Origin of the sequence: Streptomyces sp. NPDC088817 (assembly GCF_044750345.1) — a bacterium.
In the GTDB taxonomy this organism is placed as follows: domain Bacteria; phylum Actinomycetota; class Actinomycetes; order Streptomycetales; family Streptomycetaceae; genus Streptomyces.
The window spans coordinates 293,074-313,855 of record NZ_JBIVJN010000009.1 but is presented as its reverse complement, the minus strand read 5'-3'; the positions used below and the strand labels follow the sequence as shown (position 1 = coordinate 313,855).

20 protein-coding genes and 2 pseudogenes are annotated in these 20,782 nt (G+C 71.8%); 10 read left to right on the top strand and 12 right to left on the bottom strand.

Annotated elements, in window-relative coordinates; all coding sequences use genetic code 11:
• A partial coding sequence (locus ACIP4X_RS19710) for a maltotransferase domain-containing protein (protein ID WP_401349663.1) occupies positions 1-839 on the bottom strand: 839 nt, incomplete at its 3' end.
• Positions 840-910: 71 nt separating this feature from the next.
• Entirely contained in the window at positions 911-1,213 is a 303-nt protein-coding gene (locus ACIP4X_RS19705) for a DUF5133 domain-containing protein (protein WP_358738230.1), read from the bottom strand.
• A gap of 307 nt (positions 1,214-1,520) precedes the next feature.
• Between ACIP4X_RS19705 and ACIP4X_RS19700 the strand changes: the two genes are divergently transcribed.
• The gene (locus ACIP4X_RS19700) at positions 1,521-2,033 is read left to right on the top strand and encodes a pep a2 (RefSeq protein WP_358738228.1); all 513 of its coding nucleotides are present in this window, start codon (positions 1,521-1,523) and stop codon (positions 2,031-2,033) included.
• On the top strand, positions 2,030-4,174 hold the full coding sequence (gene glgX, locus ACIP4X_RS19695; RefSeq protein WP_391455307.1) for a glycogen debranching protein GlgX: 2,145 nt from the start codon (positions 2,030-2,032) through the stop codon (positions 4,172-4,174). Before ACIP4X_RS19700 ends, glgX begins: the two co-directional genes overlap by 4 nt.
• An 18-nt stretch (positions 4,175-4,192) precedes the next feature.
• Here glgX and ACIP4X_RS19690 read toward each other — a convergent pair.
• The 3 genes and pseudogenes from ACIP4X_RS19690 to ACIP4X_RS19680 form a co-directional block, all read right to left on the bottom strand.
• A pseudogene (locus tag ACIP4X_RS19690) lies at positions 4,193-4,610 on the bottom strand (hypothetical protein); the annotation flags it as partial.
• Positions 4,611-4,735: 125 nt separating this feature from the next.
• On the bottom strand, positions 4,736-5,539 hold the full coding sequence (locus tag ACIP4X_RS19685) for a VOC family protein (protein ID WP_401349659.1): 804 nt from the start codon (positions 5,537-5,539) through the stop codon (positions 4,736-4,738).
• A gap of 153 nt (positions 5,540-5,692) precedes the next feature.
• On the bottom strand, positions 5,693-6,484 hold the full coding sequence (locus tag ACIP4X_RS19680) for a SigB/SigF/SigG family RNA polymerase sigma factor (RefSeq protein WP_358738223.1): 792 nt from the start codon (positions 6,482-6,484) through the stop codon (positions 5,693-5,695).
• Between the two features lie 352 nt (positions 6,485-6,836).
• Between ACIP4X_RS19680 and ACIP4X_RS19675 the strand changes: the two genes are divergently transcribed.
• The 4 genes from ACIP4X_RS19675 (at position 6,837) to ACIP4X_RS19660 (ending at position 9,723) form a co-directional block, all read left to right on the top strand.
• Positions 6,837-7,292 carry a MarR family transcriptional regulator gene (locus ACIP4X_RS19675; protein ID WP_358738221.1) on the top strand — a complete coding sequence of 152 codons (456 nt, stop codon included), beginning with the start codon at positions 6,837-6,839 and terminating at the stop codon, positions 7,290-7,292.
• The gene (locus ACIP4X_RS19670) at positions 7,289-8,158 is read left to right on the top strand and encodes an ATP-binding cassette domain-containing protein (RefSeq protein ID WP_358738219.1); all 870 of its coding nucleotides are present in this window, start codon (positions 7,289-7,291) and stop codon (positions 8,156-8,158) included. Before ACIP4X_RS19675 ends, ACIP4X_RS19670 begins: the two co-directional genes overlap by 4 nt.
• On the top strand, positions 8,118-8,978 hold the full coding sequence (locus ACIP4X_RS19665) for an ABC transporter permease (protein ID WP_358738217.1): 861 nt from the start codon (positions 8,118-8,120) through the stop codon (positions 8,976-8,978). Before ACIP4X_RS19670 ends, ACIP4X_RS19665 begins: the two co-directional genes overlap by 41 nt.
• Before the next feature lie 214 nt (positions 8,979-9,192).
• Complete coding sequence (locus tag ACIP4X_RS19660; RefSeq protein ID WP_401349654.1) at positions 9,193-9,723, top strand: hypothetical protein; 531 nt, start codon at positions 9,193-9,195, stop codon at positions 9,721-9,723.
• Between the two features lie 60 nt (positions 9,724-9,783).
• On the opposite strand, the gene hemC is transcribed toward ACIP4X_RS19660, so the two are convergent.
• Together hemC and ACIP4X_RS19650 are read right to left on the bottom strand one after the other, a co-directional pair.
• Entirely contained in the window at positions 9,784-10,719 is a 936-nt protein-coding gene (gene hemC, locus ACIP4X_RS19655; RefSeq protein WP_391455312.1) for a hydroxymethylbilane synthase, read from the bottom strand.
• 75 nt (positions 10,720-10,794) lie between these two features.
• The gene (locus ACIP4X_RS19650; RefSeq protein ID WP_358738211.1) at positions 10,795-11,781 is read right to left on the bottom strand and encodes an ATP-dependent DNA ligase; all 987 of its coding nucleotides are present in this window, start codon (positions 11,779-11,781) and stop codon (positions 10,795-10,797) included.
• A 167-nt stretch (positions 11,782-11,948) separates the two neighbouring features.
• On the opposite strand from ACIP4X_RS19650, the gene ACIP4X_RS19645 reads away from it, so the two are divergent.
• Positions 11,949-12,920, top strand: coding sequence for a TauD/TfdA family dioxygenase (locus ACIP4X_RS19645; protein WP_358738209.1), 972 nt, complete (start codon positions 11,949-11,951; stop codon positions 12,918-12,920).
• Between the two features lie 33 nt (positions 12,921-12,953).
• Here ACIP4X_RS19645 and ACIP4X_RS19640 read toward each other — a convergent pair whose 3' ends face one another.
• The 3 genes from ACIP4X_RS19640 to ACIP4X_RS19630 form a co-directional block, all read right to left on the bottom strand.
• Positions 12,954-14,456, bottom strand: a complete 1,503-nt coding sequence (locus ACIP4X_RS19640; protein WP_358738207.1) for a metallophosphoesterase — start codon at positions 14,454-14,456, stop codon at positions 12,954-12,956.
• 87 nt (positions 14,457-14,543) lie between these two features.
• On the bottom strand, positions 14,544-15,737 hold the full coding sequence (locus ACIP4X_RS19635) for a glycoside hydrolase family 64 protein (RefSeq protein ID WP_358738206.1): 1,194 nt from the start codon (positions 15,735-15,737) through the stop codon (positions 14,544-14,546).
• A 225-nt stretch (positions 15,738-15,962) separates the two neighbouring features.
• Complete coding sequence (locus tag ACIP4X_RS19630; RefSeq protein ID WP_358738204.1) at positions 15,963-16,583, bottom strand: L-threonylcarbamoyladenylate synthase; 621 nt, start codon at positions 16,581-16,583, stop codon at positions 15,963-15,965.
• A gap of 395 nt (positions 16,584-16,978) precedes the next feature.
• Between ACIP4X_RS19630 and ACIP4X_RS19625 the strand changes: the two genes are divergently transcribed.
• Complete coding sequence (locus tag ACIP4X_RS19625) at positions 16,979-18,490, top strand: helix-turn-helix domain-containing protein (RefSeq protein ID WP_401349647.1); 1,512 nt, start codon at positions 16,979-16,981, stop codon at positions 18,488-18,490.
• A 224-nt stretch (positions 18,491-18,714) separates the two neighbouring features.
• On the opposite strand, the pseudogene ACIP4X_RS19620 reads toward ACIP4X_RS19625, so the two are convergent.
• Positions 18,715-19,245 (bottom strand): annotated as a pseudogene (locus ACIP4X_RS19620) (M15 family metallopeptidase); the annotation flags it as partial.
• Positions 19,246-19,262: 17 nt separating this feature from the next.
• On the opposite strand from ACIP4X_RS19620, the gene ACIP4X_RS19615 reads away from it, so the two are divergent.
• Positions 19,263-19,643, top strand: a complete 381-nt coding sequence (locus tag ACIP4X_RS19615) for a hypothetical protein (protein ID WP_358738201.1) — start codon at positions 19,263-19,265, stop codon at positions 19,641-19,643.
• A gap of 46 nt (positions 19,644-19,689) precedes the next feature.
• On the opposite strand, the gene ACIP4X_RS19610 is transcribed toward ACIP4X_RS19615, so the two are convergent.
• Complete coding sequence (locus ACIP4X_RS19610; protein ID WP_358738199.1) at positions 19,690-20,046, bottom strand: hypothetical protein; 357 nt, start codon at positions 20,044-20,046, stop codon at positions 19,690-19,692.
• A 202-nt stretch (positions 20,047-20,248) separates the two neighbouring features.
• Between ACIP4X_RS19610 and ACIP4X_RS19605 the strand changes: the two genes are divergently transcribed.
• Positions 20,249-20,725, top strand: a complete 477-nt coding sequence (locus ACIP4X_RS19605; protein ID WP_358732486.1) for a pyridoxamine 5'-phosphate oxidase family protein — start codon at positions 20,249-20,251, stop codon at positions 20,723-20,725.
• Positions 20,726-20,782 lie beyond the last annotated feature (57 nt).

Below are 20,782 nucleotides of genomic sequence, written 5' to 3'. Positions count from 1 at the left end.
TCCAGCGAGTTGTTGCGGCCCTTGCGGAAGGTGGTGCCGATGGGGTGGATGGGGGGCAGGTAGACGACGTCGAAGCCCATCGCGGCGATCGCGGGCAGCCGGCGGGCGGCGGTGCGGAAGGTGCCGTGCGGCTCCTCGACGGTGCCCTCGGACCGGGGGAAGAACTCGTACCAGGACCCGAACAGCGCCCGCTCCCGCTCGACCAGGAGGGCCAGCGGCTCGGAGGCGGTGACCAGGTCCCGCAGCGGACGACCGGCGAGGACCGCGTCCACCTCCGGCGTCAACCCCGCCGCCAGCCGGGTCATCACCGGCAGCGTGTCGTCCTGGAGCGCCGCCACGGCGGCGAGCAGCGTGTCCCGCTCCGGCCCCTCGGGCACTCCGGACGCCGCCCGGGCGTGCAGAGCGGCCCCCTCCTCCAGCACGAGACCGGCGTCGATGCCGGCCGGGACCTTGATCCGCGCGTGGTGCCGCCAGGTGGTGACCGGGTCCGCCCAGGCCTCGACGTGGTACGTCCAGTGTCCTGGGGCGCCGGCCGTCACGGTGGCGCCCCAGCGGTCGGTGCCGGGGGCCAGTTCGCGCATCGGCGTCCACGGGCCCGGCCGGCCCTCCGGATCCGTCAGCACCACGTTCGCCGCCACGGCGTCGTGGCCCTCGCGGAACACGGTGGCGGTGACAGGGAACGTCTCACCCACGACCGCCTTGGCCGCCCGCCTGCCGCCGTCGACGGCCGGACGGACGTCCCGCACCGGGATGCGGCCGATCGCCGGGGCATGACCGAAGGCGGGACCGAAGGCCGTGCTCGATGCGGGACTCGAGGCCTGGCTCGGGGTCGAACTCATGGGTGTCACCTCCACCGTGCTCGAGGCCGGGCTCGCACCCGGCCGGGGATCGGGTCGTGCCGGGCGGGGGCCTACCGTCCGGCGCGGGAACGCTTCTGGGCCGCCTTCGGCGGGCCCCGCCGAGGCACGGCGTTCCGGTGCGGCCGGCCGCTCTGCTCCCGCAGGTAGGTGACGAGGCTGGTGCACAGATAACGCTCGGCGGCGTCCGCGGCCTCCCGGGCGCACCGTTTACCCATCAGCACGCACAGGGTGTAGCCGGAATCCTCGAAAGTGGACCGCACCCGGCGGTCGTCCGGTGACGCGAGCATCGCGCGTTCCCACGCCCGGTAGCGGCGAAGATGCCGGGCGACTTCGGCTTTGGCGGGTAGCAGCATGGCGCCATTCACCTTTCGGATGCGCTCGATGGGCTCGTTCCCCCGACAACCGGGGCGGCGACCGCGCACGCGTGGGCAGCGGTCCCGTTGACGGCGCTCGAGACTTCACTCATGGTGCACGTTCAACGACACAGCGTCCTGTTGGAACTTCAACAAGGCCGCTGACCTGCTCGTGTTGCACGGATGGCGTAGCGCGCGCACTGTTGATCCTACTCAGAGGCAACACTCGCTCACGCTTCGTGTTCGGGGCTCCTCTCGCGGCATGCGGGAGAGGAGCGTGGGCCTCGCCGGTGAGGAGCCAACGACGATGAAGACCGCAGTGCCCTGTTACTACCACCTCGACGTGGAAGTCAGCCCGGAACGGGTCGGGCAGGTGAGGCGCATCCTGGCCGCGCACCTGCGTTTCTGGGACCTGGAGGACCTCGTCGAACCCGTTTGCGGGGGCGCCGAGATGCTGCTGAAGGCCATTGACGAGCACGCCACCGACAAGCACACCTCGATCGAGATGTGGTGGACCGGCCAGCACCTGATCACCGCCGTCGCGGAGAACAACCACGACCTGCGCCCCGACCAGGACCTGCGCGGCTGCCTGGCCCGTATCGCGGCGACCAGCGACGGCTGGGGCTGCTGTGCCGCCGCGACCGGCAGCAAGGTCATCTGGTTCTCGCAGCGGGCCCGCGCCGGGGTGCGTGTCCCGCTGGTCCCGACGGCTCCGGCCCCGACCCTGCGCGAGGGGCTGCGGACACCGCGCGAGCTGCCGGTCGCGGCTCTGGCCTCTCCGCTCAGCGGGCCGCAGGCCCTGCTGGAAGCGGCCCCATGACCGGGCGCAAGCGCCGGAAAGGGGTACCCGTGTGGAGCGGGTACCCCTATCCGCTGGGGGCGGTGTACGACGGGAAGGGCACCAACTTCGCGCTGTTCAGCGAGGTGGCCGAGCGTGTCGACCTCGTCCTGGTGGACGACGCCGGCACCCATCGCGGGGTGCCCCTGACCGAGGCCGACGGCTTCGTGTGGCACGGCTATCTGCCCGGTGTCGGGCCGGGGCAGCGCTACGGGTACCGGGTGCACGGGCCCTGGCACCCGTCCGCCGGACACCGCTGCAACCCGAGGAAACTGCTCCTCGACCCCTATGCCACGGCGGTGGACGGGCAGATCGACAACCACCCCTCGCTGTACGAGCGTGCCGCGCACGGTCCCGACCCGGCCGACAGCGCCGGGCACACCATGCTGGGCGTGGTGACCGACCCGGCCTTCGACTGGGGCGACGACCGTCCGCCGCGGCGGGCGTACTCCGACACCGTGATCTACGAGGCCCACGTACGCGGCCTGACCCGCACCCATCCGGCGGTGCCGCGCGAACTGCGCGGCACCTACGCGGGGTTGGCGCACCCGGCGGTGATCGAGCACCTGACCTCGCTGGGTGTGACGGCGGTCGAGCTGATGCCGGTCCACCAGTTCGTGCACGACGGCGTGCTCCAGGGCCGGGGCCTTTCCAACTACTGGGGCTACAACACCATCGGCTTCTTCGCCCCGCACAACGGCTATGCCGCAGGCGGGACGCGCGGGCAGCAGGTCGCCGAGTTCAAGTCGATGGTCAAGGCACTGCACGCGGCCGGACTGGAGGTGATCCTCGACGTCGTCTACAACCACACCGCCGAGGGCAACGAGAAGGGCCCGACCCTGTCCTTCCGGGGCATCGACAACGCCTCGTACTACCGCCTGGTCGACGGGGACTGGGCGCATTACTACGACACCACGGGCACCGGCAACAGCCTGCTGATGCGCCACCCCTACGTCCTGCAACTGATCATGGACTCGCTGCGATACTGGGTCACCGAGATGCGTGTCGACGGCTTCCGTTTCGACCTCGCGGCCACGCTGGCCCGGCAGTTCCACGAGGTGGACCGGCTGTCGGCGTTCTTCGACCTGATCCAGCAGGACCCGGTGATCAGCCGGGTGAAGCTGATCGCGGAGCCGTGGGACGTCGGCGAGGGCGGCTACCAGGTGGGCAACTTCCCGCCGCTGTGGTCGGAGTGGAACGGCCTGTACCGCGACGCCGTACGGGACTTCTGGCGCGGCGAGGAGCACACGCTCGGTGAGTTCGCCTCCCGGCTGACCGGCTCCGCCGACCTGTACGCCCACAACCGGCGCAGGCCGCGCGCCAGCGTCAACTTCGTGACCGCGCACGACGGGTTCACCCTGCGGGACCTGGTGTCCTACAACGACAAGCACAACGAGGCCAACGGGGAGGGCAACAGGGACGGCGAGAGCGCCAACCGGTCCTGGAACTGCGGGGCCGAGGGGGCGACCGGCGACCCGGCCGTCCTGGAACTGCGGGCCCGCCAGCAGCGCAACTTCCTTGCCACGTTGCTCCTTTCACAGGGCATCCCGATGCTGTGCCACGGCGACGAACTGGGACGCACCCAGGGCGGCAACAACAATGCCTACTGCCAGGACAGCGAGGTCTCCTGGATCGACTGGCGGCTGACCGACGGGCAGCGGGAACTCACCGACTTCACGCGGTATTTGATCGCACTGCGCGCCGCCCATCCCGTGCTGCGCCGGCGCCGCTTCTTCCAGGGGGAGACGGCGACCCGGTCCGACCAGCCGCTGCCGGACCTGGTGTGGCTGCTGCCGGACGGCCGCGAGATGACGGACGAGGACTGGCAGCGTTCCGACGCGCACTCCGTCGCGGTCTTCCTGAACGGCGACGCCATCGCCGAGCCCGACCGGCAGGGCCGCCCCCTGGTGGACGACTCCTTCCTGCTGCTGTTCAACGGCTACTGGGAACCGGTCGACTTCCGCCTGCCCGGCCCCGCGTACGGCGACCGGTGGACCACCCTCCTGGACACGGCCGACCCCGCCGACCCCCCGGACGAATCCGAGCACAAGCCCACCGCCATCCTCCGCACGGACCCCCGCAGCCTGATCCTCCTGTCCCGCCCCCCGAAGACCCGTCGCTGACGAGGGCGTATGCCGGGGTCAGGTCGTCGTCGACGACTTCTTGGTCGACGGCCTCTCGCGGAGGGCGTCGACGACCGCGCTCCAGGACCGCCGACTTGTTGGTCAGGGTGCCTTTCCTGCCCATGGAGGTGTCCCTGATGAGGTAGCTCCGTTCGCCCAGGTACTCCAGGGTGGTCGAGTCGAAGATCCAGGTGGTGCGGTCACCGGTGCGGGTGTTGTCGCGGGCCACTCCGATTCCGTGCCGACCGGCCGCGTCCACCGCGTCGGAGTCCACGGTCACGCCGGGGATCCTCGCCGCGGCCTTGTAGAAGGCGGCCGCGGTCTGCGGCGGCATCACCGTCTCCCGCAGCAGCTCACCGATCACCGGTCCCGCCTTCTGCGACATCCAGACCTCACGCTCGCGGGGCTCGGTCAGCTTCACCGGGCCGCCGAACTTGCGCCGGCGCAGCCGGGTACGGGCCACTGGTGCCGGAGGCCGGATCCACGGAACACCGGTGAGAGGCAACCGGCAGGAAGCCCATCCTCCACGTCGTCGTCCGCGCCGGTGAACGCCTCCGGCGCTCAGGCCTCGCGGCGGGACGTCACCGTGAACTGCGCGCCGTCCCGGTCGCGGAGCACGGCCTCGTCGGGGCCCTCGCGCAGGACGCTGCCGCCGTGGGCCTCGGCGGCGCGGGCGCAGGCGGCGACGTCGGCGACGCGGAAATGGATCTGCCAGTGCGGGCGGATCGAGGGGTCGGGCGCCGCCTCCAGCGCGCCGGACTCGATGCGCGCCACGACCTCGCCGTGGCTGCGCAGCACCACCTCGTCGCCCTCGTAGCGGACCTCGCAGCAGCCGGGCCGCCGCGAGGCCCAGTCCAGCACCTCGCCGTAGAAGATGGCCGCGTCGAACGCGTCGCGCGTGTGCAGCCTGATGAAGGCCGGCGCGGCCTTGCGCCAGGTCTCCCAGTCCGTGAAGAGGTCACCCTCCCAGATCCCGAAGGTCGCCCCGTCCCGGTCCGCCAGCAGCGCCGCCCGCCCCGGCGGAAACGAGATCGGCCCGACCGCGGCCGTACCGCCGCGCTCCTGCACCCGCGCGACGGCCTGGTCCGCGCTCGGCACCGCGAAGTACGGCGTCCAGGCGACCGCCATCTGCCACATGCCCGCCACCGCGCCGATCCCCGCGACCGGGGCGCCGTCCGCGAGCGCGATGCGGAAGTGGTCGCCGAGTCTGGCCGGCCGCCACTCCCAGCCCAGCACCGCCTGGTAGAAATCCTCCGTTGCCTGAAGATCGCGGCTGGTCAGGCTCACCCAGCAGGGCGCGCCGCACACCGAGTGCGTGGAGACGACGTCGGGGGAACTGCCGGAAGGTGTCCTGTCGTGGTTCATGGCCCGTCCTGGTCGAGTCAGACCGGTTTCCACCAGCCTGACACCAGTGTCCGACCGGCGCGCGGAAGGCGCCTGCCGAGTACCCGCCGCGCGCCGCCGAAACGGAGCGGCCTCCGTGACGGCCGGCGCGCGGACGGCGCGGCGCGGCGCCGCTCAACCGGCTTCCGTGAGCAGTTCCTCACGCAGCTGGGCGAAACACCCGCTGAGCAGGCGCGAGACATGCATCTGCGAGATGCCCAGCTGCTGCGCGATCCGGCTCTGCGTCATGCCACGGAAGAATCTGAGGTACAGGATGGTGCGTTCCCGTTCGGGCAGCGCCTCCAGGCAGGGCCTGACCGCCACCCGGTCCACGACCAGGTCGAACCGCGCGTCGGCCTCACCCAGCCCGTCGCCGAGCGCGTAGCCGTCCGTACCGGGGACCTCCGCCTCCAGGGACAGCGCGGCGAAGCAGTCCAGGGCCTCCATCCCGGTGTGCACGTCGCTCACGCTCAGGTGCGCGTACTCGGCGATCTCGGCCACGGTCGGCGCCCGGCCGGGCGTGGTCTGCGCCAGCTCCTTCGTGGCGCGCCGCACCCGGTTGCGCAGATCCTGGACCCGGCGCGGCACGTGCAGCGTCCACATGTGGTCGCGGAAGTGCCGCTTGATCTCCCCGGTGACCGTCGGCACGGCATACGCCTCGAACGCGTAGCCGCGCGCCGGATCGTAGTGGTCGACGGCCTTGACCAGACCCAGCGCGGCGACCTGGTACAGATCCTCCAGGGCCTCGCCGCGCCCGCGGAACCGCACGGCGATCCGCTCGGCCATGGGCAGCCACACCTGGACCAGCTCGTCCCTCAGCGCCTTGCGCTCGGCGCCCTCGGGCATACGGGAGAGCCGCTCGAACGCCTCGGCGGTGTCGGGGGCGTCGTCATGCGGATGGGTCTTCGTTCTGCCGGTGGTACGCATGCGCTGCGCCTCCCTCAGCAGGTGCTGGATGGACGGACACCTTGGGAGGGGCGGGGCTCGGACCTAGGGGATGAGCATCGGGGCCCGGCGCGCCGGCTCCCACGGACGTGCCTCCTGTCCGAAGCACTGGACTCGGGATTCCCGAAGTCGGCGATTTCGCAACTGTTCCGGGAATGCGGTGACGATATGCGACCGCACGAATCTCAATTGTTGTCCAGATTCCGGAGAATCGCCACCGGAGGAAATGCGCGCATTTCCATGGCGGTGGGAATGCGGGTCCGGCCCGGCGTCCGCGCCATCCTTGACCGGCTTTTGGGGTTATTACCTCTGCTACAGAGGTAACGTCGCAGAGGTGACACCGGAGACCTTCCCCGAAGAGCTGGCCGACGCCCTCGTCGGCGTCCAGCGGCTGATCCGCCGCCGGCTGCGCGACGGGATGACCGTGACCCGTCCGCGCGGCGCCGAGATCGAGCTGCTGCGCCTGGTCGAGAGCCGTCCCGGCATAGGCGTCTCGGAGGCCGCCAAGGAACTGCACCTGGCGGGCAACTCCGTCTCGACACTGGTCAACCGGCTCGTCCGGGACGGTCAGTTGATCCGTGAGACGGACCCCGCCGACCGGCGGGCCGCGCGCCTGCTGCTGACGGAGGCCGCCGGAACCCGCCTGCGCGACTGGCGGGAACGCCGCGCCGCCCTCGTACGCCGTCTGGTGGACCGGCTCGACGGGAAGGACCGGGACGCGCTGCGCGGGGCGATCCCCGCCCTGCGCAGACTGGCAGAGAACCTGCGCGAGGAGGCCGACCGCCCATGACCCGGAACGCCGTAGCCGAGCCTGTCGCGAACGCGGACGCGGTCGCCTGCGCCCGGCTCGCCTACTCCTTCGGCGACACCAACGCCGTCGACGGAGTGGACCTGTCCGTCCGCCCGGGCGAGGTGTTCGGGCTGCTCGGGCCCAACGGCGCCGGGAAGACCACGGCGATCCGCTGCATCACCACCCTCCTGCCGGTCCCCTCCGGCATGGTCAGCGTCTTCGGCCACGACGCCGCCGCCGAACGCATGCAGGTACGCCGCATGCTGGGCTACGTCCCGCAGCAGCTGTCCGCCGACGCCGCCCTCACCGGCCGGGAGAACGTCACCCTGTTCGCCCGCGTCTTCGACGTACCGCGCCGCGAACGCGCCGACCGGGTCGCCCAGGCGCTGGCCGCGGTCGGTCTGGCCGACGCCGCCGACCGCCTGGCGAACACCTACTCGGGCGGCATGGTCCGCCGCCTCGAACTCGCCCAGGCCCTGGTCAGCTCACCCCGCCTGCTGATCCTCGACGAGCCGACGATCGGGCTCGACCCGATCGCCCGCACCGGGGTGTGGGAGCACATCGGCGCCGTCCGCGCCGCGACCGGCATGACGGTCCTGGTGACCACCCACTACATGGACGAGGCCGACACGTACTGCGACCGGGTCGCCCTGATGCACCGCGGCCGCATCCGGGCCCTCGGCACCCCGGCCGAGCTGCGCGAAGGGCTCGGTGAGCGCCGCCGTGCCCAGGGCGCCCCGGCCAAGGACCCGCTGCCCACGCTGGAGGACGTCTTCCGGGACGTGGCCGGCAGCGGCCTCGACGACACCTCAGGAGACTTCCGCGATGTCCGAAGCACCCGCCGCACCGCGCACCGCGTCGGCTGACGCCGTCCGCGCCGACGACATCGGCCTGCTGCTGCGGCCGCCGCAACCCCGTGCCGGCTGGCGGCTGCTGCCCGCCCGGGTCCTCGCCATGTGCGCGGTGGAACTCCAGAAGCTCCGCCACGACCGCACCGAGCTCTACACGCGCGCGGTGCAGCCCGCCCTGTGGCTGCTGATCTTCGGTCAGACCTTCACCCGCATCCGGGCGATCCCCACCGGCGGCATCCCGTACATCGACTTCATGGCCCCGGGCATCATCGCCCAGTCCGCCATGTTCATCGCGATCTTCTACGGCATCCAGATCATCTGGGAGCGCGACGTGGGCGTCCTCAACAAGCTCCTGGTCACCCCGACCCCACGCTCCGCCCTGGTCACCGGCAAGGCGTTCGCCGCCGGGGTGAAGGCGCTGATCCAGGCGATCGTCGTGATCGCCATCGCCGCCCTGCTCGGCGTGGCGCTGACCTGGAACCCGCTGCGGCTGCTCGGTGTCGCCGCGGCCGTCGTCCTCGGCTCGGCGTTCTTCTCCTGCCTGTCGATGACCATCGCCGGCATCGTGCTCAGCCGCGACCGGCTGATGGGCATCGGGCAGGCGATCACGATGCCGCTGTTCTTCGGTTCCAACGCCCTGTACCCGGTCGCCGTCATGCCCGGCTGGCTCCAGGCCGTCAGCAAGGTCAACCCGCTGAGCTACCAGGTCGACGCCCTGCGCGGGCTGCTGCTGGGCACCCCCGCGCACCTGGCCGCCGACTTCGCCGTCCTCGTGGTGGCCGCCGCGCTCGGCATCGCCGCGGCCTCCGCCCTGCTCGGCCGGCTGGCCCGCTGACGGCGCCCGGCGGACCGCCCACGGTGCCGCCCGTCGAAGTGATGTGCGGCACGCCCGGCGGACCGCCTCGACGGCCCGTCGGCGAATTCCCGCTGCCCACGGCTTGATCAGCGATCAAAGGCGGCGAATTCCCCGGCCACGGCGCATTCCGCACATTTGACAGTGCGCTGAGCGCGCGGATAGGAAGCAGCTCTTGGAAGTCGAGAGGTGCATTGTGTACGAGCCGAACGTGGTCGGGGACTGGCAGGAGTACGAGGAGCATGCCGGTCTGCGAGTCCGCGTCCACCGACTGGAGCGGTCCGAGCCGCCGCGGGGACGCGACGACGCCGCCGAGGGGCTGACGTACTTCCGCCTCCGCGTCACCGTGGAGAACCGCGGCACACGGCGTTTCTGCGTCCACCTGGAGGACGGGCAGATCGACGTGCGGCTCGGCCCCGACGGCGAGGGCGCGTTCGTCGACTGGCGCAACTCGCAGTTCATCGAGGGCTACGACGTCTATCCGCTGCGCCGGGTCACGGCGGTGCTGTACGCGGCGGGGCCGGAGGCGGCCCTGTCCCAGATCGACGCGCAGATCCAGCTGCGGGTCGACGAGGAGTGGACCTCCCGCGCGCTGTGGACCGGCTGCGTCGACGGGCACGAGGAGTCCGCCGCAGCCGGCACGCACGCGACCGCCGGGCAGGGCGGGCTGGCCCACCAGATCAGTACCTTCCTGCGCGACCAGGCAGGACCGGGCACCGCGGGCTGACCCGCCGCCCCGCCGTACGCCCGGAGGCCTCCGCCGCGCCGCACTCCGCCGCCCCCGTCCTCAGTGCGGGATCCCGTCGATGATCTCCCGGGCGCCCTGGCGGAGCAGGGCGACGGCGACCGACGTGCCGAGCGTGGCCGCGTCCAGCCGGCCCGCCCACTCGTGGGCGTTCAGCCGGATCTTGCCGTCGGGGGTGAACACGCAGGCGCGCAGCGAGAGTTCCCCACCCCGGTCGACCTGCGCGTACCCGGCGATCGGGCTGTTGCAGTGCCCCTGGAGCACATGCAGGAACGTGCGTTCCGCGGTGGCCGCGCGATGGGTGCCGGGGTCGCCGAGCGGCCCGACCGCCTCGATGAGTTCGCCGTCGCCCTCCCGGCACTGCAGGGCGAGGATGCCCGCCCCGATCGGCGGCATCATCGCCTCCGGGGACAGCACCTCGCTGATGAGGTCCGCGCGCCCGATGCGCTCCAGGCCGGACGCGGCGAGCAGGAGCGCGTCCGCCTCGCCCGCGGCCAGCTTCTCCAGCCGCCGGTTGGCGTTGCCGCGGAACGGCACGCACTCGAGGTGCGGGTGGGTCGCCGCGAGCTGGGCGACACGGCGCACCGCGGACGTGCCGACGCGGGTACCGGCCGGAAGCCGGTCCAGGGTGAGCCCGCCCGGGTGGACGAGGGCGTCACGGACGTCGTCCCGCTTCAGGAACGCGGCGAACGTCGTGCCGGCCGGCAGCGGCCGGTCGGCGGGCACGTCCTTCAGGCAGTGCACCGCGAGGTCCGCCTCGCCGGCCAGCAGCGCGGCGTCGACCTCCTTGGTGAAGGCGCCCTTGCCCTCGACCGCGGACAGATCGCCCAGCCACTTGTCGCCGGTGGTGCGCACCGGGACCACCTCGGTGCGCACACCGGGGTGCGCGGCGGCCAGTTCGGCGCGGACGCGTTCCACCTGCGCGAGTGCCATGGGGGAGTCGCGGGAGACGATACGGATCAGTTCGGGGACGGACATGCGGGACACCCTAGACCTCGGTACGGGCGGCCCGTGCGGTTCAGGACGGTCCGGTGTACGGAAGTTGACGTCCCGTCACCTCTCCGGATCTTCGGGCGGGTCGACCACGGCGGCCTCCTCCGGTGTGAGGTCGGGGCGCAGCCGCAGCCAGGAGGGCTGGCGCAGCATCCCCGCCCGCGTGCGCACGCTGTAGCGGACCTCGCCGACCAGGCGCGGCAGCACCCAGTGCGCCCCGCGCACCGCCGGCACGGGGTCGAAGGGGCACGCATCCGTCGCCAGGGCCGCCAGCAGCGCGGCGAGCTCGGACCGCTCCGCCTCGCTCCAGCCGGTCCCCACACTGCCGACGTAGCGCAGCCGCCCGCCCGCGAACCGGCCCATCAGGACGGCGCCCGGCAGGCCCGTCAGCCGCCCCTTGCCGGGCAGCCAGCCGCCCACGAGGACGTCCTCGCTGCGCATGTTGCGGATCTTGATCCAGGCCCGGGAGCGCACCCCCGGTTCGTACACCGAGTCCAGCCGCTTGCAGACCAGGCCCTCGAGGCCGTGCTCGCGGGTGGCGGCCAGGGCCTCGGCGCCGTGGCCGACGACCGCCGAGGGCGTCGACCAGTACGGACCCGTCAGGCCGAGATCCTCCAACCGCTCGCGGCGCCGGAGGTAGGGGAGCGCGAGCAGCGGGTGCGCGCCCAGGTGCAGCACGTCGAAGAGCACGAGGTGGACGGGGATCCGTGCGGCCCGGCGCGCCGCCCTGCCGGGGGCGTGCGCCAGCCCCATGCGCCCCTGGAGCAGCTGGAAGCTCGCCCGGCCCCGCTCGTCCAGCGCCAGCACCTCGCCGTCCAGGATCGCCGGCGTGGCCCCGAGCACCTGGCCGAGGGGCCGCAGTTCGGGGTAGGCGGCCGTGATGTCCTCGCCGGAGCGGGCCCGCAGCAGCAGCCCGCCGTCCCCGGGCAGATACGCCACCACGCGTTGGCCGTCCTGCTTCGTCTCGTACGCCCACCGCGCGTCCTGGGCGGCCGGCGGGAGGGAACCGGGCGTGGCGAGCATGGGCGGGATCAGCGGCAGGGTCACGGCAGAGATGTCGACGAACCGACCCGCCCCCACGCGCGTCGCCCGGCACTTTCCCCTGAAAGGGTCCCCGGCGTCAGCCCGCGGGCAGGGGAGGCCCTGTCGCCGCGGACGGAAAACGCTGACACGATCGGCGCAGACCGTTACGACGACCATTTCGGAGCGCGGGGATGACGACGGACACGGGCACAGCGGGTGGGCGGCGGACCGGTGGGATCGAGGTCAGGCCCGTCGCCGGATACATCGGGGCCGAGATCACCGGAGTGGATCTGGCCGGGGAGTTCGACGACACCGTCGCCGCGGAGATCCGCGCGGCGGTGCTGCGCTGGAAGGTGGTGTTCTTCCGCGGGCAGCGGCTGGACCACGCCTCCCACGTGGCCCTCGCCCGCCGTTTCGGTGAGCCGGTGGTCCTGCGGCGGCGCGGCGGCGCCTCACCGGCCGACGTGCCCGAGGTGGAGACCACCGCCGACCGGCTGGAGCTGGGCGGGCGGTTCGGCATGGACCACGAGGAGTGGCTGCGGCGGCGCCGGCACACGCTGCTGCGCGGCTGGCACTGCGACCACGGCGCACGCGTCGACCCGCCGGCCGCGACGATCCTGCGCGCCGAGACCGTACCGCCGTACGGCGGCGACACCACCTGGGCCAACCTGGCAGCCGCGTACGCCGGGCTGTCGGCGCCGGTGCGCGCCTTCGTCGACGGGCTGCGCGCCGAGCACCGGCTCGGGGTCGGCTACCAGCCGCGGCCCGGGGACGACGCGTACGTACGCCATCTGATGGGCCACCAGATCGCCACCGTCCACCCGCTGGTACGCGTCCACCCCGAGACCGGTGAGCGGGTGCTGTTCGTCAACGGCTACTACGTCGAGCAGATCGAGGGCCTCTCCCGGGCGGAGAGCGCGGCGATCCTGGAGATGCTGCTCGAGCAGGCGGTCCGGCCCGAGTACACGGTCCGGTTCCGCTGGGAGCCGGGCAGCGTGGCCTTCTGGGACAACCGGGCCACCATCCACCTGGCACCCGGCGACAGCGCCCACCTCGGCCACCCGCGGATCATGCACCGGGTGATGCTCGCCGGTGACGTACCGGTCGGAGTGGACGGCGCACCGTCCGAGCCGGTCACCGGCAGCGAACCGGGCCGCTGGTGACCGGCCCGCCCCGGACTGCCGGTGCGTCACCGGTCAGTTCAGGGGGATGGTGACCTCGTCCTCGACGGGCGGGGCGATCTCCTGGGCCCGCCCGCCGGTCGCCGCGAAACAGCGCAGCCGGACCGCCTCCCCGGTGACGTCAAGACGCAGGAACGACTTGAAGAACGGCGGGCTGAAGGTGGCCGAACCCGGCGAGAACAGCTGGGTGTAGAGCTTGCGCACCGGAAGCCGGAAGCGGGCCCCGCGCTCCGGGCGGCGTCCGGCGCCGAGCAGGCTCGCCACCAGGCGGACGCGCCGGGTGACCCGTACGGGCTCGCCCCCGCGGCGGACGGACGGGACGCCGAGCCGTTCGGCGACGACGGCCATCGCCTCGGCCTCGGTGAGCGTGAGGAGGCGGCGCAGCCGCAGCCGGCGGGCGTACACCTTGCTGTAGAAGGCCAGCGAGTCGCCGCGCAGCGGATAGCAGCGGAAGTCGGACTCGGTGACGTTCGCCACCGAGACGCGCGGGATGGTGTGGGTGGCGTGCATGAACGCGCCCCCGCCGCCGGAGACGACGTACTGGAGGGTGCGGCCGTCCACGTCGACAGGGTAGCGCTGGTAGTTGTGGATGTCGCCGCCGATCGCGGCCACATAGCGGTGGGCCGGGTCGCGCACGATGTCGTCGACGGTGCCGCCGCCGTCGATGGGGCAGGGATGGTGCTCGCCGTCCACGTACAGCGGTGATCCGGTGAGGAGGATCTTCGGGCGGGGCCCCCGCGAGACCTCCCGCAGCCAGGCGCCCTGTTCGGCGTCGATCGTGCCGAGCAGTCCGGTGTCGATGCCGACGATGCGTACCGGCCCCGCGTCGATCGCCCAGTACGGGCCCGGCTGGTCGGCCTGTTGACCCGGCTGGGACCGCAACTTCTTCGCTTCGGCGAGGTGTTGTTCGTCCACCGGGCGCGGCCGGTGCCACAGCAGCGCACGCCACCAGGCGCGGCCCAGCGGCCGGGGTCCCGGCTCGGGCGGCAGCGGCGGGGCGTCGTCGCAGAAGACGCGCATGAATCCGCCGAGGTCCTCGTACCAGTCGTGGTTCCCCGGTATCGCGTAGATCGGGGCCGGATAGTCCTGGTACGGGCGGAAGAACTTGGTGCCGTAGTCGTCGGTGCTCCCGACCGGGTAGATCACGTCGCTGGCGATCACGGCGAACGACGTGCCCCGACCGGCCTTCAGCAGGCCGGGCACGACCGCGTACTGCGAGTCGTCGCCCGCGCCGGTGTCCCCGATGACCAGGAAGGAGAACTCTTCGCCCTCCGGCCTGCGTATCACCTTGTCCGCCGGGGCGCCGGCCGCCGCCCGCTGCGCCACCCACCGGGACCGGGTGCGGCCGGTGGGGTCCCCGAACCAGGAGGCGACCACCCCGTTGCGGGCGGACCACAGGACACGTGGGTCGAGCCAGGACAACTTCCGCACCCTGGCGGGCAGTAACTGCCGGTAGGAGCCGGGTTCGGCGCCCGTCCAGCCGGCGCCTTCGACGGTATCGCGTGAGGAGTCAGACACGCGGTGCACCGTAACAACGATCATGCCCGGCGTACGAGAGGGGTCCGGCCGGCCGCCGGCCGGACCCCTTCGTGGTCAACTCGCTTTCTAGTCCAGGGGATCGAGGGTCAGGTAGGCCTGCTGCGGATCGCCGTCGTGGACCAGGGACTCCTGGTTGCCGACGTCGTCGAAGGCGAACGCGTAGGCCTTGGAGTCGGCCATCCGGTCATGGATGACCCGCGCGTAGTGGTTGGTCACCGCGTCCTGGTAGAAGTCCGCCGCCGAGGCGTCCGGCTGCTCGGAGTTCACCAGGAGCGTGGAGCGGTTGAACGCCGCGCACAGGGTGCGGGAGATGGGGCCGCGCACATTGTCGTTCGGCGCGTCCAGCAGCTTGTGGCAACCGAACACGCTGTCGGCGTCCGGCTTCTGGAAGCTGGTGACGACGGCGCCCGAGGCGTCGGTGAAGTTCATGACGTCCCCCGAGACCCGGCCGTAGTAGCGGATGTCGGGCTGGTCCCCGAAGGGGGTGACGGTGAGCGTGGTGCCGGCGTACTTCTCCCACACCCGGTTGACGTAGTCGTCCATCACGTTGCCCGGCAGGTCGCCGTTCTCCATGCCGTGCCCGGGCGCGAGCGCCCGCAGTACGGTGCCGTCGGACCGGGTCTGGATCAGGCCGCCCCAGCCGGACTGCGCGCGCAGGGCGTCGAACACGGCGTGGTAGCCGCCCGGCTTGAGGCGGCCGGTGGTGACGGTGCCCCCGTCGGCGCGACGGACACCCACCGAGTACGGCACCGAGAACATGTCCACCTGGGTGCTGTTGAGCCACAGCCCGGCGTCGTTCAGCGTGTACTCGGACCAGTTGAAGAGGATGTCGTGGTTGGGGTCGCTCGGGTTCTGGACGGCGGGCTGGACCAGTCCGCCCGTGGTCAGCCTGAAGTCGAGCTTCTGGCCGTAGGAGAAGTAGATCCGGCCGGAGAACTTGGGGATCCGGATGGTCGCCGACTGTCCGGCGGCCGGACCGGGGATCGAGGCGTCGGGCGCGGGCGTCGGCGGGTTCCCGCCCTCCGGCCACGCGTGGAAGGTGCCGTCCGCGTCGGCCCAGCCCTGCTGACCGGACGCGAGGGACGTGCCGATGTCGTAGATGTACAGCTGCTCGCCGCGGCCGGAGTCGTTGGTCACCTCCAGCGGGATCGTGTCGGGCACCGCCGCGTCGGCCTTGGTGGGGAGACCGAATCCGAGCAGTGCGCCGACCAGGGCCGTGGCGGCCCCTGCCGACGTGAGCACCTTGAGTCTGCTGAGCATGCTCCACCTCCGTGGGGGGGTTGGGGGGATACGGAGTTGGTTGGTCCGTACCTGAAGTGAGAGCGCTCTCAGAATTCCGTCTAGGGTGCGTGCATGTCAATCAGCGGCCTGTTGTGTGCCCCTTGCGTGGTGTGTGCGGTCAGGTCGCATGGGGGCGCCGCCGCTTGGGGCCCCGCGGCGGCGGACGCCCGTAGCTCACGGTGCCCGCCCAGCGCCCGGCGCTCGCTACTCGAACCGCGAGATGTCGCCCGCGCCCTGCCGTACGACCTCCGCCTCGCCACTGGAGAAGTCGATGACCGTGGTCGGTTCGGTGCCGCAGTCGCCGGAGTCGACCACCGCGTCCAGCACGTGGTCGAGCCGGTCCTTGATCTCCCAGCCCTGCGTCAACGGCTCCTCCTCGTCCGGCAGCAGCAGCGTGCTGGACAGCAGCGGCTCGCCGAGCTCCGTGAGCAGGGCCTGGGTGACGACGTGGTCGGGGATGCGCACCCCGACCGTCTTCTTCTTGGGATGCTGCAACATGCGCGGCACCTCCCTCGTGGCGGGGAGGATGAAGGTGTAACTGCCGGGCGTGGACGCCTTGATGGCCCGGAAGACGTCGTTGTCGATCCGCACGAACTGGCCCAGCTGCGCGAAGTCCTGGCACACCAGGGTGAAGTGGTGCCGGTCGTCCAGGTGCCGGATCGTCCGGATCCGCTCGATACCGTCCCGGCTGCCCAGCCGGCAGCCCAGGGCGTAGCACGAGTCGGTCGGATACGCGATCAGCGCGCCGTCGCGCACGCTGTCCGCGACCTGACGGATCGCGCGCGGCTGCGGATTGTCGGGGTGCACGTCGAAATACTTGGCCATCCGCCGAGCTTAAGCCGAACCGCCCGCATGGCTGCGCAGGGGCCTGCCCACGGCCGGTACGCGCCGCGGAGCCGCTGTGCGGCCCCCGCGGCACTCTGCCCGAGCCGTGCCACTCGACCGCGCCGGGAATTCGTAGGCGTACTTCCCGGATCCAGGGGAAGCAGGGTTTCAGGAACCGCCCGGGTGCTGTCCCCCCCCCCCCGGCCCCGGGCGTGCGGCTTCGCCGGTGTTCACCATCCCCCCTGTGAACCTCCGGCGGAGCCGCCTTTCCGCGTGCGTGTCCGGTCGCGCGGTGTGTCCTGGTCCGGACCGGAGGGATACTGCCTGGTAACGTCGCCGACCGGAAACACCGAGGTCAAGGCCACGGACATGCGACGGATGAGGAAAGGGCCGACATGGCCGGGCGAGAGGACGGGACCGGCGGGGTCACCGGAGCGCGCGGTCGGGCCGACCGGGCGTCCTGGGCCGAGGGACTCCTCGACCAACTGCGGCCGACCGGACGGGACGTGCGCAAGGTCGTCGCCTGGCTCGCCGCGTCCGTGCGGGGAACCGGCTGCCTGCTGGACGGCACTGGCACCCTGCTCGCAGGGGAACCGGTGCCCCTGGACGCGAACCTGGTCGCGGACATCGTCTCCGGGCGGTTCGCCTCCGCCGCGTTGGAGGACCGCGGACACCACGTCCGTCTGGTACGGGTCGCAGGCCCGCACCCCCGGTCGGCCCGGGCCCGGGTCCTGGCCGTCTCCCGCGCCGAGCCCTTCGACCGGCAGGCCGCCGAGATGGTCACCCACACCGCCGGAGTGCTCGAACTGCTGCTGCGGGCCGACGAGTCGACCGTGGCCGGACACCGGCTCGAAAAGGCGACGGCGGCCCTGCGGCTGGCGATCCTGCAACTGCTGATGGTGGAGGACCCCGTCTCGGCCCGCCGGGTGGCCGCGGGCCTGTGGCCCGGACTGCTCGACACGGACGCCGCCTGGGTCTACGTCGTCGAGGCCCACCGCGCCGACCGCGACCGGCTGGCCGCCGAGTGCCTGGACGCCACCGGGGAGCGCGCGCTGGTGGTGCTCTGCCCGGCGGTCGACGAGCACGTGATCGTGGTCGCGCCCGTCGAGACCGACGGCCGCCGGCTGCGCTCTCTGGTCGGCACGCGGCCGCGTACGTTCCTCGGCGGCAGCACCCGCCACAGCCTGGCCCGGACCGCCACCGCGTACGGGCAGGCCGTGAGCGCCCTCGCGGTCGCCCGGTTCCGCCCGGAGGGAGCCGCCGTGTACGCCGAGCGCAGTCACCCCGAACGACTGATGGATCCCGAGGCGCTGCGCGCCTGGTCCACCCGGCTGCTGCGGCCGCTGGACACGATGGCGCACCACACGCGCGCCGAACTGCTCGCCACCACCCGGTTGGGCCTGGAGTTCACCGCGGTGAGCGCCGCGAAGATCCTCGGGGTGAGCCGCAACACGGTACGGGCCCGTATGGAGCGGGTGGAGGGACTGCTCGGCGCGGACTTCGGCAGCCTGACCGCCCGGGCCGCCGTCCACCTCGCCCTCAACACCCAGGCCGGCCTGGACCATCAGCCGGCCGCGGGTCCGGAGCCGCGAACGGGCCCGGTACGCTTCGGTGACCTGCTGACCGGACCGGCGCTGCGCACCTGGGCACGCGACCTCCTCGGCCGGCTGGCGGCGGACGCGCGGGACCTGCGCGGCACCCTGCGCACCTGGATCACCGCCGGCGGCAACGCCGAGCGCGCCGCGCAACTGCTCGGCGTGCACGCGCAGACCGTCCGCGAGCACGTCCGCGGTGTGGAGCCCGTCCTGGAACGCCAGCTCCTCGCCGCCGGCAGCGACCTGTACGAGGTCGTCCTGGCCCATCTGGCACTGGGCGACCTCGAACCACCCACCCTCGGCGCGGAGTAAGACGGGCATACCGGACTCACTTGTGCACGGGTGAGCCCTCCACCCGCCCGAAGGGGCATCGGCGCGATACCCAACGGCTGCCCGGTACACATAGGTTCGACGAGCCGCGGCCACGGGACCGGAACGGGGGACCGGTCCCGTGCCGCCGGCTCCTCCGGCCCATGCGGGGCCCTCGACCGCTCCCTGCCGACGTGCGACCGGTCAGTCCGGCAAGGCCGGGTCGGTCAGCTGCACGGGCCGATCTCCTTCGGACCGTAGAGGGCAGCGGCCTCTCCCGCGCTCAAGGCCCAGTACCGGTCCCCGAACGACCAGTGCCACCACTCCGTGGGGTAGTTCACCAGCCCCGCAGCCGTGAGCGCGGTGCACAGCAGCTTCCGGTTGGCGCGGGCCTCCTCGCTGATGTCGGCGGCATGGGTGTAGCAAGCGCCGTCGCTCTCCTCCGGGTCCGCGTTCATGCGCGTGCCCAGGTCCAGTTCGTGCCCGTCGGCGTCGGCCAGGGTGAGGTCGACAGCCGCGCCGGCGCTGTGCGGGGCGGTGCCGGGTGGCGACACATACCGGCTCGCCGCCGAGTGGATCTGCTCGGCGGACCAATCGGGGTGGGCGGCTCGCAGACGATCGGCGTACTCCTCGAAGTACTCCCGCTGAAGAGAAGGAGGCCGGTACCCCTCGACGAAGAGCAGCCGCAAGCCCAGGTCATGCGATACGGTGCGGCTTCCCGTGACGACCTTCGAGAGGGCCCGTGAACGTTCTGCTTGATCGTGTCCCTCGTTGCGTGACCGTGGTCCTCCTGAGCCTGGTTGCCCTCTGCACCGCGGGCTGCAACCCGGATCCGACTGACCCCGAGAACGTCGACCCGATCGCCCTGACGAACGACACGTCCGACGCCGTGCACGTCTTCTGGTGTGCCGGCGATGGGGACAACGAGTGCGCGGAACAGTACAGTCTGGGAGTCGTCGCAGCGAGGGACACCCGGCATGTGCGGATCTCGTCCTACGAAGTGCTGCTGCGGATCAAGCCGGACTCAGGCCCATGGAGATACGTCTGTGAAGACGACGCCCCGGGCAGTCGGATAGCCCTGAGCGCGTCGTACCCCTCGATGAAGTCCGCCTACGACCACTGCTCCGACGGACCGTCTCCCAGCACGACGGGCTGAGCGTCACACGTCGTACGCCATGGGGGCTGTCTCGGCTCCAAGCGGATCAGGTCCACCGAGGGCCTGCGAGGCGGGACACTGGGCGATCTCGTAATGCCAACAGCGAAGGACAGCAACCGCCCGTTGAGTACAGCCAGTCGTTCAGCTCGGCCGCGACCCTGGCGGCAACCTGTGGCGTCACAGCCTCGGCACTACCGTGCGACAGGCGCCGGAGAATGGTGAAGGCATCAGGGTAGGACGCCAGGCGCGTCTTGTGGTTCTCCAGCGCCCAGGCGGTCTTGAGGTCCGTCAGCCATTTCCGGCGTTCCCGGCGAATCTGCAGCAGCGTCAGCAGCCCGCTGACGCCGGCCACCAGCAGCGCTACCAAGCCAGAGATCAACGCCGTCACAATCTGATCGTTCATCGCGCCTGCCCCCCACTGTGCGACAAGAGGTTCGCAGCTCGGCCCAAGGTGTGCACTGCCCAAGGGCCAGCGTGCTTATTCAGCCGCAGGCGACTGCCGCCCTCATCGCACCTTTGCTCAGCCGATCGCGGGGTCATCGGTCGCCGGGAGTAGGTCTTTCGCCTCATGCGCGTTTTGAGCCTGCTGGCTAGGGTCGGCGCTCATGCAGAGCACGGGGATTGTTCGCCGCCGGGCGGCGGAGCGTAGGCGCGACACTCTGGAACGGCTCGTTGCCGAACGGGACGTGTGGGTGTCGACAGCGCATCCTGAGCACGGGCCGCACCAGGTGCCGCTGTGGTTCTTGTGGGATGGGCGAGCGGTGTGGATGTGCACCAGTGCCACCTCCGCAACTGCGCGGAACGTCCGCGAGGAGCCGCGCGTGCGCCTGGCGCTGCCGGACACCTTCGATGTGGTGCTGCTCCAGGGCGAGGCGGAGTGTTTCCTGGACCAGGATGTACCTGGGGACGCGGCGGAGGCGTTCGCCGCCAAGTTCGGGTGGGACCCGCGCGCGGAGGAGGGTTCCTTCTTGTACGTGCGCGTGGCGCCGAAGACCGTGCGCGCTTGGCGCGGCGAGCCGGAACTACGCGGCAGAGTCATCATGCGCGACGGGACGTGGCTGGAACAGCGGGCCGTGCTTTGATCGCCGCATGAACGCCATAGACGTACGGCCGGCGGTCCCGGCGGACAATGAGTTCTG